17 protein-coding genes are annotated in these 14,152 nt (G+C 43.4%); 11 read left to right on the forward strand and 6 right to left on the reverse strand.

The annotated features are described in order from the left end of the window. Nucleotides 1–12 precede the first annotated feature (12 nt). Together B3M90_RS11345 and B3M90_RS11350 are read right to left on the reverse strand one after the other, a co-directional pair. Nucleotides 13–651, reverse strand: a complete 639-nt coding sequence (locus B3M90_RS11345; protein WP_035412493.1) for a CHASE3 domain-containing protein — start codon at nucleotides 649–651, stop codon at nucleotides 13–15. 201 nt (nucleotides 652–852) lie between these two features. Next, on the reverse strand, nucleotides 853–1,656 hold the full coding sequence (locus B3M90_RS11350) for a YitT family protein (protein ID WP_414655230.1): 804 nt from the start codon (nucleotides 1,654–1,656) through the stop codon (nucleotides 853–855). 199 nt (nucleotides 1,657–1,855) lie between these two features. On the opposite strand from B3M90_RS11350, the gene B3M90_RS11355 reads away from it, so the two are divergent. Next, nucleotides 1,856–2,458, forward strand: a complete 603-nt coding sequence (locus tag B3M90_RS11355; RefSeq protein WP_214856437.1) for a hypothetical protein — start codon at nucleotides 1,856–1,858, stop codon at nucleotides 2,456–2,458. A 183-nt stretch (nucleotides 2,459–2,641) separates the two neighbouring features. Then, nucleotides 2,642–3,478 (forward strand): formate/nitrite transporter family protein, encoded by an 837-nt coding sequence (locus tag B3M90_RS11360; RefSeq protein ID WP_290784178.1) that lies wholly within the window; start codon nucleotides 2,642–2,644, stop codon nucleotides 3,476–3,478. A gap of 35 nt (nucleotides 3,479–3,513) precedes the next feature. Here the strand turns inward: B3M90_RS11360 and B3M90_RS11365 are convergent, their stop codons facing one another. After that, nucleotides 3,514–3,933, reverse strand: coding sequence for a YkvA family protein (locus B3M90_RS11365; protein WP_035412504.1), 420 nt, complete (start codon nucleotides 3,931–3,933; stop codon nucleotides 3,514–3,516). 98 nt (nucleotides 3,934–4,031) lie between these two features. On the opposite strand from B3M90_RS11365, the gene B3M90_RS11370 reads away from it, so the two are divergent. Further along, nucleotides 4,032–5,255, forward strand: a complete 1,224-nt coding sequence (locus tag B3M90_RS11370; RefSeq protein ID WP_290784179.1) for an aminopeptidase — start codon at nucleotides 4,032–4,034, stop codon at nucleotides 5,253–5,255. Between the two features lie 55 nt (nucleotides 5,256–5,310). Here the strand turns inward: B3M90_RS11370 and murB are convergent, their stop codons facing one another. Further along, complete coding sequence (gene murB / locus B3M90_RS11375; RefSeq protein ID WP_290784180.1) at nucleotides 5,311–6,225, reverse strand: UDP-N-acetylmuramate dehydrogenase; 915 nt, start codon at nucleotides 6,223–6,225, stop codon at nucleotides 5,311–5,313. Nucleotides 6,226–6,466: 241 nt separating this feature from the next. On the opposite strand from murB, the gene B3M90_RS11380 reads away from it, so the two are divergent. The 4 genes from B3M90_RS11380 (at nucleotide 6,467) to B3M90_RS11395 (ending at nucleotide 8,920) form a co-directional block, all read left to right on the forward strand. Further along, nucleotides 6,467–6,982, forward strand: coding sequence for a GNAT family N-acetyltransferase (locus B3M90_RS11380; RefSeq protein WP_035412512.1), 516 nt, complete (start codon nucleotides 6,467–6,469; stop codon nucleotides 6,980–6,982). Nucleotides 6,983–6,996: 14 nt separating this feature from the next. Continuing rightward, a complete protein-coding gene (locus B3M90_RS11385) occupies nucleotides 6,997–7,482 on the forward strand; it encodes a GNAT family N-acetyltransferase (RefSeq protein WP_214856441.1) in 486 nt (161 codons plus the stop codon). Between the two features lie 29 nt (nucleotides 7,483–7,511). Beyond that, nucleotides 7,512–7,871 (forward strand): hypothetical protein, encoded by a 360-nt coding sequence (locus B3M90_RS11390; RefSeq protein WP_035412515.1) that lies wholly within the window; start codon nucleotides 7,512–7,514, stop codon nucleotides 7,869–7,871. A 113-nt stretch (nucleotides 7,872–7,984) separates the two neighbouring features. Further along, nucleotides 7,985–8,920, forward strand: coding sequence for a hypothetical protein (locus tag B3M90_RS11395; protein ID WP_290784181.1), 936 nt, complete (start codon nucleotides 7,985–7,987; stop codon nucleotides 8,918–8,920). Here B3M90_RS11395 and B3M90_RS11400 read toward each other — a convergent pair. After that, nucleotides 8,909–9,379 (reverse strand): GNAT family N-acetyltransferase, encoded by a 471-nt coding sequence (locus B3M90_RS11400; RefSeq protein ID WP_290784182.1) that lies wholly within the window; start codon nucleotides 9,377–9,379, stop codon nucleotides 8,909–8,911. The genes B3M90_RS11395 and B3M90_RS11400 overlap by 12 nt on opposite strands. Nucleotides 9,380–9,893: 514 nt before the next feature. Here B3M90_RS11400 and B3M90_RS11405 point away from each other — a divergent pair. Continuing rightward, complete coding sequence (locus B3M90_RS11405; protein WP_035412522.1) at nucleotides 9,894–10,157, forward strand: hypothetical protein; 264 nt, start codon at nucleotides 9,894–9,896, stop codon at nucleotides 10,155–10,157. Between the two features lie 99 nt (nucleotides 10,158–10,256). Here B3M90_RS11405 and B3M90_RS11410 read toward each other — a convergent pair whose 3' ends face one another. Further along, nucleotides 10,257–11,168, reverse strand: coding sequence for a hypothetical protein (locus B3M90_RS11410; RefSeq protein WP_290784183.1), 912 nt, complete (start codon nucleotides 11,166–11,168; stop codon nucleotides 10,257–10,259). 144 nt (nucleotides 11,169–11,312) lie between these two features. Here B3M90_RS11410 and nfsA point away from each other — a divergent pair, with 144 nt between their 5' ends. The 3 genes from nfsA (at nucleotide 11,313) to B3M90_RS11425 (ending at nucleotide 14,147) form a co-directional block, all read left to right on the forward strand. After that, a complete protein-coding gene (gene nfsA / locus B3M90_RS11415) occupies nucleotides 11,313–12,059 on the forward strand; it encodes an oxygen-insensitive NADPH nitroreductase (RefSeq protein WP_290784184.1) in 747 nt (248 codons plus the stop codon). Nucleotides 12,060–12,074: 15 nt separating this feature from the next. Continuing rightward, nucleotides 12,075–13,280, forward strand: a complete 1,206-nt coding sequence (locus tag B3M90_RS11420) for an LCP family protein (RefSeq protein WP_290784185.1) — start codon at nucleotides 12,075–12,077, stop codon at nucleotides 13,278–13,280. 156 nt (nucleotides 13,281–13,436) lie between these two features. Next, a complete protein-coding gene (locus tag B3M90_RS11425; RefSeq protein WP_035412533.1) occupies nucleotides 13,437–14,147 on the forward strand; it encodes an NAD(P)H-binding protein in 711 nt (236 codons plus the stop codon). Nucleotides 14,148–14,152 lie beyond the last annotated feature (5 nt).

Raw genomic sequence — 14,152 nt, forward strand, 5'->3', positions numbered from 1 at the left:
TGCGCTTTTCGTTTACTCTAAGGACGATTCGTCTGACTTGTTAGGTGCGAACCGGTGGGAAAAAAAGATCGTCGCACTAATTAATAAAAAGGACAGAATAGAGAGACTGAGACACATCCATTTATATGTAGCGACTAAAGTATCTGATTGTTGTAATTTTGCTTGAAGTGTCTTATACAAATCATCTTTCACACGAGATAAGTCCTCGAGAATCGTTTGTGTCGTTTGCGTCGTTTGTTTGGCAAGGCGCTTTGCTGCCGTTGGACTCTGACGCTCATAGACGACGAATACTCGTTCAATCTCGGACTCCCAGACATTATTGCGACGTAGTAAATCCTTGATTGCTCCTGGCGTGGTCGACGATTGATTTAGACTGTTTCGTAAATCATGAATTTTAGAAGTAGAAAAGTAATACTGTTCGAGATAACGACTATCTTCATACAATAAAAGACCACGCACCGCATTGGCACGATCTCGGTTATGTTCAACCAACTGGTCCACTTGATTGATTAACGGTATGTCATGATCCTTCATTTGCTCTGTTATCGTTGCAATCGTCCGATAACCGGATAGGGCGTAAATGATTGGGATAGAAGCGAATAAACTGATCAAAAGGATCAGCAGAATACGCTGACGCCAAAGTGAGTGCATGCAATCATTCCTTTAAATAAATAGACATGTCATAAGCTTAACTACTATCGCAAAAAAAGTGAAGCCTGTCCATTTTTTGAATAGGGAGAAGAAAGTAAAAAAATCAGTATTCCGAATAAAAAAGCAGGAAAGCTGGTGCAATACGAGAAGCTGTTTTAAAGTAAACGAAATAGAAAAAGCACAGCTAGGCTGCGCTTGAGTTTAAAACGAATACGAATGTTCCTTATAATTCCCAAAAACAGTATGGATTTCTGAGAACGTAACGAACGCGTTAGGTTCGACAGAAGAAACGATTTCTTGCAAACGGACGATTTCATTATTTTGAACGACGACATAGACCATTTTCTTCGTTCGGTTGGAGTATCCTCCCCGTGCATCAAGGATCGTCACACCACGACCAAGTTCTTTTGTGATGACTTCATTTATTTCATCCGCCTTTTCGCAAATAATGATACATTGCTTAGAAGCGGAATAAAAACTGTAAACCGTTTGAAGAGCTTTGGCGCGAACAAAGCTCATGATAAGAGCATACATAACGTGTTTCAAATCGAAGACCCACCATACCAAGATATAGATGACAAGATCTTGTATCAGAAATATGCGAGGAAGTGGCCAATTATGAAAACGAGCAAAGAAAAACTTTCCAAGAATATCGAGTCCACCTGTCGATGCGCCACCAAAGAAAATCAATGCCATCGCAAGACCAGAGACTAGACCGGCAAAGATGGAGGCAACAAGCGGATCGTTCAATGACTCGGGAACGATCTGAGTCGGAATCCAGTCGATTAAAAAAGAAGAGGCAACGACAATGATGCCAGATAAGAACATGAATCGCTTTCGTAAGAAACGGAAACCTAAAAGGAAGAGGGGAATGTTTAAGAGCAATTGGGTTAATCCGATTGGGGTGTGGAAAAGCTCTTGAAGGACAAGCGTGATCCCCATGATACCACCTGATCCGATATCATTTGGAGATAGTAGTAAGCTGATGTACAAGGAATACAGCAACGTACCTATGATTAAAAAACTGATTTTTTCAACTCTCTTTTTCTGTGGGTGTGTTGTAGTCATGGCATTATGATGAGTGACCTCATGCTCCTCCTTCTGTGAGTATCTGCCTGCAAGAGTACGCCCATATGCATAAAATTTCAACCCTTCTTATGAAAAAAGATGAAAAAGGGTAAGTTTTTTTAGGAAGGTGATGAAAATGAAGAAAACATTCTTGATTATAGGCTGTATTTGTTTAGGCGTATTGGTGGGGATTCGTCTTTTTCAACAACCAGACGAAGAAAACCAACGATCTATTTGGCATGATGGTGATCTCGTAGCTAGACAAGTCGGTGCTTCCATGATGAATACGGTAGCTGTTCGCCAATTAGCTGAACAACTCCCGTTTTCATCAGAATTAAAACAGGTAGATGTCGAAGGAGAGTCGTTACGGCTCGCTTATGACGTCACAGGCAAAGAACGGCGTGCTTGGATCGGGACCGATACTGGTACATTACAAATGAATCAGGATTTCTTGAACGCTCGCTTATCAAAAGTACTTATGCATCATACGCTCGTTTTATTTTCGACGATTCCTGACTTGACCAATCTTGAAATTCACTATACCGATCCCTATTCGAAAGCTGATTTTAAGATAGATCGTAGCGCGTTCGACATCTATACACCATCTGACATCGAACGCGCTACGTCATCGTCTGGACGTTTTAATCGTGTCGTCATCGATGGATATGTGCTTGATTCCTCCAGACGACAAACCTTTTTCGAGCGTTTCGCATCAGGATTTTCGATTCAAACTAATTAATTGTATAAAGCAAGAAAAGGTATTTTTCACAATCTCGACACAATGATATCGTTTACATCTCGTTCTTTTATGAAAACGATAAAACAGGTCTAATCAAGACTTGAACATCTCTTAAGATGGAAGTATTATAATAAATGAACAAACATTGTGAAGTGTTGAACAAAAGGAAGAGAGGTTTCTACAATGAACGAGGTAGAAGCATTAGAAGGGTTACGGAATAAAGCAATCAAGTCGACACGTATGCTACAACTGCGTCCTCTCGAATACTTAGTTCGTGCTATGTTAGCGGGGATATTCATTGGATTTGCAATCATTTTTACCTTAAAAGCAATTAACGGGCTGTATATGGCAGAATCACCTGCCGCGACACTTGTCGGTGGATTGACGTTCGGAGTGGCACTCGTCTTGATCATTTATGGCGGTGCAGAACTGTTTACAGGGAATACGATGTATTTCACGACGGCAACGATGCGCGGCTATACAACGAAGATGGATACGATGAAAGTCTGGTTGATTTGTCTGATCGGAAATGGTCTTGGAGGATTAGCATTCGCATTACTCTTCTCTCAAACAGGTATCTTACAGGAACTTGGAATGAACAATTGGTTGTTTGCTGTATCGGAAACAAAAATTCATCATTCGACGTGGGAAATCTTTACCCGGGCAATCTTCTGTAACTGGATGGTCTGTTTAGCAATTTTCATTCCGAAGAACATGAAGAATGAATTAGCGCAGATCATGATGATGATGGTACTTGTCGCAGTCTTCTTCGCATCAGGATTTGATCATGTCATCGCAAATATGGCATTGTTCTCTATCGCATTAATCGTGCCACATCCGGATACGATTACGTTTGCAGGAGCCATGCACAATCTGTTACCGGCTTTAGCTGGGAATATCATCGGTGGAGCAGTCTTCATGGGAATGATTTATACGTGGTTGAATAAAGAAAAACTAGAAATAGATGAATCACGTCAATCTACGGCACCGGTTCATATCGCTTCTAAACAAAATGCATAATGAAAAAGCAGCTGTCGCGACAGCTGCTTTTTCATTCATTCCATATGTTGAAAGCGATCAACATCTGCGGCGAGTTCTTCGTAAATCGTTTCGACGATTTGTGCGTCATCAAAGAGTCCGAGGACGTTATCGTCCGGTAAGGCGTCAACAGGAGACGTAAAGTACAGAACTGCCGTTAGCAATAATTGTTCTTGCTCTGCATGCATCTCGAATTTTTTCTGATAGAGGGCACGAAGCATTTCGAGTAGTTGTTTTAATTGGAAATAAAGGACGAGTTCTGCCTCGCGTTCGATATCAGAACTTTCCGTAGACGCGATATCTTGTGTCAGATGTGCGAGTCCGATTTCTGCTCGAATCAACAATTCTTGTTGTGCTTTTTCATCACCGACGAGATCGAGTGCCTGTCGGTGAAAATACGTATAAGCTGATTTAAAATCTCCGGGTGTGAATTCCATGGTGATGCCTCCTTCTCTTCTCTTTCTAGTTTCGCCTTATTTCTTGCAAAATTGCAACTATTTCGTGAAAATAAAGATACAAGAAAGGGGATTACATAATGCCGACACAAGCAGAATTACAACAGTACGCGTCTTTAGCAGTGCGTACCGGGATCAATCTACAGCCAGGACAACAATTGGAGGTGCGAGCGGGAATCGAGAATTTACCACTTGTTCGCGAAATCACACGTGTAGCATATGAAGTAGGTGCTACGCAAGTATATGTACAATGGTCAGATGATGAGATGACGAAAATCCGTTATTTTGATGCACCAGAAGACTCGTTTGATACATTCCCGGATTGGTTAAAAGCACGTTACGATCAGCTTGCAGAAGAAAAAACAGCATTCTTATCGGTCGTCAGTGAAGATCCAGATTTATTAAATGGTGTTGATTCAAGTCGAATCGCGCGTGCGAATAAAGCAGCTGGTATTGCTCTCGCCAATTGGCGAAAGTTCGTCATGAGTGACAATGTCAGCTGGTGTGTCGTAGCAGCACCTTCTGAAAGCTGGGCGAAGAAAGTATTTCCTGATGCAGAGGAACCGATTGAGGAACTGTGGGCAGCTATTTTGAAGGCAACACGTGCTGATCAAGCGGATCCGGTTGCTGCATGGGCGGATCATGATCATAATCTGCGTTCAAAAGCGAAATTCATGACAGAGAAGAAATACAAAACATTGCATTATACAGCGCCAGGAACAGAGTTATCAATTGAATTACCAGAACGTCACGTTTGGTTAGGTGGCGGTGGTCCGAATGCAGATGGTGTTGATTTTATCGCGAATCTGCCGACTGAAGAAGTGTTCACATTACCGAAGAAGACAGGTGTTAACGGTCATGTTTCGAGTACGAAACCACTCAGCTACAGTGGTAACTTGATTGATGAATTTACTCTTTGGTTCGAGGACGGAAAAATCGTCAAAGCGGAAGCGAAACAGGGGCAAGAAGCATTGGATGATTTAATTTCCCTCGATGAAGGTGCCCGGTATCTCGGAGAAGTCGCGCTCGTACCACATCGTTCTCCGATTTCTGATTCAGGTATTTTATTCTACAATACGTTGTTTGATGAGAATGCTTCGTGCCACTTAGCAATTGGTCGTGCGTACTCGACGTGTCTTGAAAATGGTCCCAGTCTTTCAGCGGAAGAACTAGAAGCACAAGGTGCGAACGACTCGATGACGCATGTCGACTTCATGATTGGATCCGCGGATCTATCAATTGAGGGAGAACTTGCAGACGGGACGCGTGAATCAGTCATGCGTGACGGAAACTGGTCGATCTAAATGAATAAAAAGGTGAGTCCAAATACTGGGCTCACCTTTTCTGATTAGATTATTATCAAGCTTCTTCCCCAATGATTTTTACTTCTGTCTCAAGTAAAATACCGAATTTTTCTTGGACGGTTTCTTGTACATGGCGAATGAGTGCAATGTAGTCAGATGCTGATGCGTTTTCGACGTTGACGATAAAACCGGCGTGTTTCTTTGATACTTCAGCACCACCGATGCGGGTTCCTTGGAGTTCACTATCTTGAATCAATTTACCCGCAAAATAGCCTTCTGGACGTTTGAAGACACTACCACAAGAAGGATATTCGAGAGGCTGCTTTGTTTCTCGTTTATGCGTTAGATCATCCATGACTTCCTTGATCAATGCTGGATCACCCTCCGTCAAAGCAAATCGTCCTTCGAGAATGATGTATTCTTTCTTTGAGAAACAACTCGTCCGGTATCCCAGTTCGAGTTCATCATGCGAAATGTTCAACAGATCCCCTTGTCGTGTCAAAACAGTGGCGCTATGAAGGCAATCTTTGACTTCTCCACCGTAGGCGCCCGCATTCATGATCAACGCGCCACCAATCGTTCCCGGAATCCCGCAAGCGAATTCAAGACCACTCAGTTGATGCGCATACGCAACACGAGACGCCTCGATTATTGCTGCGCCACTTTGAGCGACGAGTTCATGTCCCTCGACCGAAATGTCGGTTAACTTTTCAAACGAAAGAACGATACCGCGAATACCGCCATCACGTATGACGAGATTCGATCCGTTCCCGAGCAATGTCAAAGGGATGCCTCGTTCGTAAGCATATCTTACGACAAAAGCCGTTTCTTCATAAGACGTTGGGATGATGAAGAGATCAGCGATTCCTCCCATTTTTGTATACGTATGATATTTTAAAGGTTCATTGATCAGTACAGATTCTTTTGAAATGCCTTCATATAGCCCTGTCATTACTTGTTCAGTCATCATGGTCTCAGTCCTTTTCATAAATTCCTATCCAGCGCTTATGCGCTCAAAATATATTTTAACATTAATTGTGCAGTCGTTGTTCAACATACTGTTCCCAAAATACCGACTTATGCCGGGAATTGCAAGCAGTAGGGAGTGAATGTCATCGATTAGTAATGAAAAACATCGCACAGATAGAATAATAGGGAAGAGGAATGAAGGGAAAAGAACTCGGGAAAAGAAATATAAGGAGGCGATGAGGATGGAAAGTGAACGATTATGGATGCGACCATTCGAAGAAGCGGATTTCAGCTTTTACAAGTCACTTGTTCAAAATGAGCAAGTCATGCGCTATATCAATGGTGGCGTTGCTCTGAGTGAAGATGAGGCACGAGAATGGTTCGATCGACAATTGGAACGATACTCGGATGAACGACAAACTGGTTTTTTGCTGTTATTCAAAAAAGAAACGAATGAACCAATCGGTTTCGCTGGATTATTGATGCAGGAAGTGGATGGAAAAGAAGAATTAGAAGTCGGTTATTGGCTCGAACCGAAGCACTGGAAAGTCGGTTATGGTCGTGAAGCAGCGAAACGACTAATGATGGAAGCTTTTAATCGAGGGCATGATCGAATCATCTCGATCATTCATCCCGATAATCGTTCTTCTCAAAATGTCGCTCGTGCAAACGGTCTGAACTGGGAAAAAGATACGATTTTCAAAGACATTCCGGTCACGATCTATGCTGGACAATTATCACGACTTTGTCGTAACTAAAGAGGAGAGTTTTTATGTACGCATTCGCATTTGAGTCTTTTCATCACATGACACCCGATACGTTATATGCATTGTTGAAATTACGAATGGATATTTTCGTCGTTGAGCAGGAGTGTGCATATCCGGAACTAGATGATCAAGATCAACAAGCCACACACCTGATCGTACGTAACGAAAGCGGTCAAATCGTTGGATGTCTTCGGATATACAACCATCCGACAAAAGGATTAGCGATTGGCCGGGTTGCCGTTCATCGTACTCACCGATCAGTTGGATTGGCAAAACAAATGATGGAGAAAGCGATGGATTATTTGCAGGAAAAAGCTACGATCTACTTACAAGCACAAGCGCACTTAGAAGGGTTTTACGGGTCATTTGGTTTCGAAACTGTATCCGAACCTTATTTAGAGGATGATATTCCACATGTAGATATGCAGTTTTACGCAAAGGATTCTAAAAAAGACTTCACGTCGTCGAAGGATGAACCGATGAATAAGTAGAATGAACTTTTCTCGGAGGTGGATCAGTCATGAAGAAAGTGCTGGTCATTTGCGCGCTTAGTTTAATCGGTATCCTCTCTTTAGGAGTCGGTATTTCGTATGCTCAATTGCAAGGGAATTACCGTGATTCTGAGCAAGAATTGATGACGATTTTAGAGCGACAACATGATTTATCGGCTTCCTCCTTTCTTGAAGTGCATGCCTCCTTTTCTTTACAGCATCGGCAAATCATACACGTCCGCCTTCGTGGCGAGCCTGCCATCACATACGAATTCATCCAACCAAAGGATGAAATCGAATATTATGGATCTGTCGGAACAAGTGTTGAAAAGACAGGGAAGCACGATGACGTCTTTCGAAATGCTCATCTAAAAGTCGGGGAAAAATAAAAAAATGGAGGATCTTCCGGAAACAACGGAAGATCCTCCATTTTTTGCTTTTAAGACGATTGGATATTGCGTACACTACGAAGAGATACTGGAATGAGGAGGTCGAGGGAATCATGTGGAAACCCTTTACGAAAAATCAATCAATTGCTCCGGCGTTGCAAGCCTTTCGGGAACTTGACGTCGAGATGTTTCGGACGCACGTTGCTCAACTGAACGATGCGGAGCAACGTGCCTTACAATTCATTAAACGATCGCTAGAGCAGGATTCACCTGCTCATTTAGAACTAGCACTGGAGATGAAACAACCGTTCAGCGAAATCGATCGTCTGTTCCAAACGCTTGTCGCGTGTCAAAATCGTCAGCAGTTACTCGAGATGCTATTAGCGCACGGTCTTGACGTCAATCAAGTCTACACACTTGAGGGTCATCGCTCCATCGTCCGGCAGCCGCTTCACTTTCCTGTAGGCCTTTATGCGGCGCGTCATCCAGAGCTATGGACACTTGTCGCTACAAAATTGGACGTTACCTACACAATGCATCTTCAACGAAGTGATCAATTCATGGAGACGCATGAATTAAATCTGCTTGATCTCGTCTTATTACTTGATATCGAAGAAGAATTGACGATTCGAGTGCTGGATCAGCTGAGCGAATGCAAAGCGACCGTTGGGCTAGCAGAACGATTACAGCGCCCGACTTCACCGTTGTTGTTCAAAACAATTGAGGCAAATGCCTATCTTCCGACGTTCGTTTATGCGAAACATTACTTTCCATTCTATGCGTTGATTGGACGGCAAACGACGCTCTTTCCATCTTTATTAAAACGTGTGATACAAGAGCCTGTTGCATCTGAAATCTGTAAGGATGCCTTGCTTGCTTTCCATAACCATCACCCTGGACTTGCTATGACAATGGGAGACGTCTATATCGAACAGTTATTCCGGATGGGTCTGGTGCTTCGTGACGTGGGGCACGTTGATTTTAGAAAAATGGATGCGGAGTATGTGTTACCTGAATACAGAGAGGTCGTCTATCGGTTAAACGATTAACGGGGGAGGATCTGTACTAAATGTATGCCAATAAGAGGTTAACTGGATATCGCAAAACATCGTGGGACGATATAGTCGTAATACGTCTTGCTGTGTTGAAAGAAAAAAGACTTCAAACGTTTGAATGTTCGAACGTCGTAGTTTTTCCTGAAACGTATGGAGTATGCGACTTCCGTAGCCTTGACGTCTCAGCCCAGGTAGACAGGTGATTTCAAGAAGACGAATGTTCGGACCGAGTTTTTGAAATAAGAGTGTACCGACGATCAATTGCTTATCATAGACTAAATAAGGAACAGCTTTTCGCCTGATTAACTTTTCTAAATCAGCAACACTGTGAGGGAAGAAGTGGGTGGATCCTTTGAGGGCATCGTTACGAAGAGCCAGATACGTATCTTGATTGCGTTCATGAACAGCTTTCAAACGCAATGTGGCAGGTTGTCCGTCTGATAATCCGATCAAACGAAATTGTTCGGCATATAAACTGTAGCCAAGCTCTTTCCAAATCGAGGTTACAGAAAGGTCATGTGGTGGAGAAACCTGTACGTGAATTTGTCGACACCCTTGCCGAAGGGCATGCGTGTGTAATGAAATGGCGAGACGACGGGACGGAAGGCTTGAATATCGTAGAAAGCTCCGTTCGTTAAACGAACGACATCATGTACGACATGATAGCCAAGTGTCGCCTGGATCTGACCAGACTCGAGGTAACTCCATTGACACTCTTCAAGAGGCTGAAAAAATGAAACATCATACGGCTGTTGATGAGAATGTAGAAGTTGATGGACGTGTCGTCTTTGAACATGAGACAATTGACCGTAATACACGATAGGCAAATTAAATTCCTCCTTTAAGAAAGTGAAGATGGGTACATCTCACTTTTATTTTACAGGAAATAAAAGGTATTTATATCTTTTGTTTCAAATAAAAAGTAGATGGATTCCTGAAGATAAGAAAGAATCGAGGCAAAAATATCATGAAGTATTTTTGGATCATCATTGGGTTATCAGGATTTCTAATCAGTGCGGATACATTGACAGTAGAAGCACGTGATTACGATGAACCGGGCGTGAGTAGTTCGACGACGTATGGTAATTATGGAACGGAAGACCATATCATCGTTGATCGAAAAGAACCAATTTATGAAGGATTCGATTCACCAAACGATATGGCATTTTTATTTGCCTGTATTGCTTTACTGGCAACGGTTGGACTTGGAATCGTTAATGCTTCTGATTGAGATGAATCTGCTCTGAGCCACGAGAATACAAAAAAGCAAGTGACGCTGTCCGTCACTTGCTTTTTTGTATAGTATGAGTGGTTAGGAAGAGAAGGATCCTTAAAAATGAATACGTTTTTTACGTCCGACACGCTCCATACGATCATGCTCTTGTTCTAGTCCAGCGCGCTCGAGGAGGTCGAGATAATAACGAAAAGGAGTCGAACGATGCGAAAAGTAAGGAATATATTCTGTGAACAGCATTGTCTCCGCTCGTTCTAAGGCTCGTAGTAAAATCAGGGCATGCAACTCTGCAAAGCGAATTTCTTGATAAGTGGATAAAGCATCTGCATCGATTCGGACATGTGACTGTAGTTTTTTTGCATGCACGTTCAAGCAATTGATATAGGCTTCTTGGTGTTCTGCTATCTCACAGTGGGCAAGTACGGCAAGTAAAAGATCACTGCGTTCGGCATCAACGTCCATTGGAACTTTCAAGGCAGTATAGAGCGCGCGTTCCATCCACTCGATGCCATGACTATCATTTTTATAATAACCGACTAATTCTTGAAAAAAATCGACTTGTGAGACTTTTAATAGTCGAAAAGGATCGTTACTTAAAAATAAAGGTTCTTCTCCGGCAGCTGACGAAAGAAGAAAGAAAAACTCCTCAAAGGCAATCTGGGTTCCATTTTTGCGATGTGCATAATGGCGTAAATGCTTCAGCAAACGTTTTGCGGTAATATACCAATTCTTTTGTTCGCGAAGCGGTACGATTGGGTTTGGCTCAAGGTACTGTAAGTCGTATGCCAATTGGATGAACCGATCTGTCTGAGCGATGGTTTGTTCGACGGTCGGTTGTTCCTGTTCTTTTTGCAAATCCTTATACTTCATGAACTGTGTCAACATGGCGTCAAACTCTTTCTCTTCGATGACTTGTTTCGGAAGTTGACGATAGATTTCGACGATGATATCGCGAAGGGTCGTATCGCCATACTGTTCCAATAAAAGACGTAGTTTCCGTATTCTCATGATCGACCTCCTTCGCCAAAAAAGCACAGTACAACACTATTCATTTCCCGCTTTTTTCATAAACCGAACCTCTTCATTTGCGCTTTTTAGTCAGAGACGACTATCTTAAATAAGAAGACTCATTACAGAAGGGGACAATTACTCATGAATGAAACCATTCAACATTTACTCAACCACCGGTCAGTCCGGAAATTCAAACAACATCAATTAGACGAAAAGACAATCGAGACACTTGTTAAAGCAGCGCAGGCTGCATCGACATCTTCTTATCAGCAAGCCTATGCGATCATCGGTGTCGAAGATGAAGAATTGAAACGACAACTAGTCGACGTTGCAAGTGGTCAACAATACGTGGCAGAAAATAGTTATTTCTTTGTATTTTGTATGGATTACCACAAACACATGTTAGCAGCAGAACTAGCAGGGGGGGATGTAAGTCGGACGATCGAGACGACAGAAGCACTTGTTGTAGGGGCTGTTGATGCGGGACTCGCTGCTCAAAATTTAGTCGTAGCTGCCGAGTCGCTCGGATATGGAACAGTCTATATCGGTTCACTGCGTAATGATGCCCGTCGTGTCAGCGAGCTCTTACAACTTCCTGATCACGTCGTACCATTATTCGGAGTCGCAGTCGGTCTTGCGGATCAGCAACCTGGTAAAAAACCCCGCCTTCCGATGGATGCGGTCTTCCACCGGAATACGTATACTGATGACGATACGATGCGTGACTTACTGGCACAATACGAAGAGTCGACGTCATCGTATTACGGAGAACGGACCGGTGGTCAACGGACAGAAGGGTGGGTCAAACAGATGGCTGCCTCGATGCACGAACCGAAACGGACGTATCTCCGCGAATTCTTGAAAGAGAAACAAATCGCAAAAGATTGATACGGAGGTATCTGAATGGCAGAACATCAACCACAGCGCTCCCGCTTGGAGCGACGACGCTTAGAACTAGAAGCGCAAGCAAAAGAAGAGGCATTTTCGTCGGAAGAGTCGATTGCTCATGAACCACTTAAGGGACAGCAGGGAACAGAAACGTACCATCGATATGTTGAAGAGCAACGACGGGATCCAAAAAGTACATCGCGTCGTTCTAAAAACAGCGTACTGAAACAGGTCGTACAGATGATCGGGAGCGCAGGCTCGCGATTGTTTTCTAATCAAGAACGCTCGAGACGTTCGAGAAAGACTGGGCGATCAGAGCAATCCGTGCAAAAAAAACCTGACGTATCTTCAAAAGAAGCCTATCCTAAAAAAATCAAGAAAAAACGTCGTTTTAAACGAAAGCTTCTTGGATTGTTTTTGCTGTTGCTCATCGCATTCGTTCTTTTTGCCTCACAACCCTTCACGTTTTTGTTGATCGGTAGTGACGCACGACCTGGAGAATCGTTACGCGGGTCACGTTCAGACTCCCTGTCGGTTATGCAATTCATTCCACTTTCTCGAACGATTCAGTTGACATCGATTCCTCGGGACACGTATACACCGATCTCCTGTGAGAATGGAAAGAAAGATAAAATCACACATGCTTTTGCCTTCGGTGGAGAAGAATGTACACAAGATGCCGTTTCTGGTCTACTCGATGAAGACATCGATGGAAAGATCGTCATCTCCTTCGATAGTTTCATCGGATTAGTTGATCAAATCGGCGGAATCGATCTTGTATCGACAGGAACGTTCTCCGAGCAGGATGCAAGTGGGAAAGCAAATCAGTATTCATTCCAGAAAGGAAAGGAATACCATATGGATGGTGCAATGGCACTTGCCTATTCGAGACACCGTAAAACGGACAATGACGGGGCACGCGCAAATCGTCAGTCGGAAGTCATCCAAGCCGTCGCGACGCACTTGTTGAAGCCAACTGGATGGTCGAAAATTCCGGCAGCGCACACGTATATGAAAGAAGAGATGAACCTCGATTTAAGTGTTCGTGAGATGGCAACAGCAGGTTTATCGATCGCCTTGATGTCAGAACGGAAACACTATGAAATTGAAGCCGTCAGTCAGCGACTGAATGGTATTTTCTATGACTTACCGAATGAGAAGGCACTGCAAGAACTACGTGATCGTCTCGATACGACGTTTTATGGTACCTTGAAGAACTAAAGGGGAGGGGTTTCCTTCTGGTCATTGCGGGTATAAATTGATGTACGTTGCTCCTTTGGTGGATTGTGTTAGGTCATCTCCGAAAGTAACGATTTTTGGACATGACATCATGACATTCCACGAAGGTGACTAACTTATCGAGGAGGGACCCCCCATATGAAAGTACTAGTTGTAGGTGCATCCGGTACGATTGGAGCGCGCGTCGTCAAATCGCTTGCCAAGGGTCATCAGGTCACGGTCATCGTTCGTCACGAACATCTGGTGGAACGATTCGAAAAACTCGGTGTCAAGGCACATTACGTCGATATTGAAACAGAACTCGAAAAAGTCATTGAACATGGAGTCGCAGGACAGGATGCAGTCATTTGTGCGGCGACCGCAGGAGTAGACGGCGAAGCAACGGAAATTGAACTGCTGGATCGGACAGTTGCCTTAAAAACGATCGATGCAGCTAAAAAAGCGCGTGTACGTCATTTCGTACTATTAAGTGCGTACGGTGCAGATCGACCTGAGCAATTTAAAAAGGATGTCTATCCGTTCTATGCTGCTAAGAATGCGGCTGAAGAGCAGATTGAACATAGCGGTTTGACGTATACGATCATTTGTCCCGTTGCCATCACGACTGGTGAAGGGCGAGGTTTAATTGAGGCAGATGAAGATTTGAAAGATACAAAGGATGCAACGATTTCGGAAACAGATGTCGCATCGATTCTCGTTGCTTCCGTTGATAATCGGTCAGTATTCAATCGACGTCTAGAAGTCAAGGAAGGGAAGACATCCTTGAATGAGGCCTTAGGCGGAACCGAGGCAGTCGGTAGCGTCAAAGATAACCGTCAAGTCAAAAAACAATTACCACGTTTTAACTAATCATT

Source organism: Exiguobacterium sp. UBA6309, from assembly GCF_002439205.1.
In the GTDB taxonomy this organism is placed as follows: Bacteria; Bacillota; Bacilli; order Exiguobacteriales; family Exiguobacteriaceae; genus Exiguobacterium_A.

What these genes read in the sequence shown, in the direction of transcription:
- B3M90_RS11345 (WP_035412493.1), bottom strand. Translation starts at nt 651, where the DNA reads ATGCACTCACTTTGGCGTCAGCGTATTCTGCTGATCCTTTTGATCAGT.
- B3M90_RS11355 (WP_214856437.1), top strand. Translation starts at nt 1,856, where the DNA reads ATGAAGAAAACATTCTTGATTATAGGCTGTATTTGTTTAGGCGTATTG.
- B3M90_RS11360 (WP_290784178.1), top strand. Translation starts at nt 2,642, where the DNA reads ATGAACGAGGTAGAAGCATTAGAAGGGTTACGGAATAAAGCAATCAAG.
- B3M90_RS11365 (WP_035412504.1), bottom strand. Translation starts at nt 3,933, where the DNA reads ATGGAATTCACACCCGGAGATTTTAAATCAGCTTATACGTATTTTCAC.
- B3M90_RS11370 (WP_290784179.1), top strand. Translation starts at nt 4,032, where the DNA reads ATGCCGACACAAGCAGAATTACAACAGTACGCGTCTTTAGCAGTGCGT.
- murB (WP_290784180.1), bottom strand. Translation starts at nt 6,225, where the DNA reads ATGATGACTGAACAAGTAATGACAGGGCTATATGAAGGCATTTCAAAA.
- B3M90_RS11380 (WP_035412512.1), top strand. Translation starts at nt 6,467, where the DNA reads ATGGAAAGTGAACGATTATGGATGCGACCATTCGAAGAAGCGGATTTC.
- B3M90_RS11385 (WP_214856441.1), top strand. Translation starts at nt 6,997, where the DNA reads ATGTACGCATTCGCATTTGAGTCTTTTCATCACATGACACCCGATACG.
- B3M90_RS11390 (WP_035412515.1), top strand. Translation starts at nt 7,512, where the DNA reads ATGAAGAAAGTGCTGGTCATTTGCGCGCTTAGTTTAATCGGTATCCTC.
- B3M90_RS11395 (WP_290784181.1), top strand. Translation starts at nt 7,985, where the DNA reads ATGTGGAAACCCTTTACGAAAAATCAATCAATTGCTCCGGCGTTGCAA.
- B3M90_RS11405 (WP_035412522.1), top strand. Translation starts at nt 9,894, where the DNA reads ATGAAGTATTTTTGGATCATCATTGGGTTATCAGGATTTCTAATCAGT.
- B3M90_RS11410 (WP_290784183.1), bottom strand. Translation starts at nt 11,168, where the DNA reads ATGAGAATACGGAAACTACGTCTTTTATTGGAACAGTATGGCGATACG.
- nfsA (WP_290784184.1), top strand. Translation starts at nt 11,313, where the DNA reads ATGAATGAAACCATTCAACATTTACTCAACCACCGGTCAGTCCGGAAA.
- B3M90_RS11420 (WP_290784185.1), top strand. Translation starts at nt 12,075, where the DNA reads ATGGCAGAACATCAACCACAGCGCTCCCGCTTGGAGCGACGACGCTTA.
- B3M90_RS11425 (WP_035412533.1), top strand. Translation starts at nt 13,437, where the DNA reads ATGAAAGTACTAGTTGTAGGTGCATCCGGTACGATTGGAGCGCGCGTC.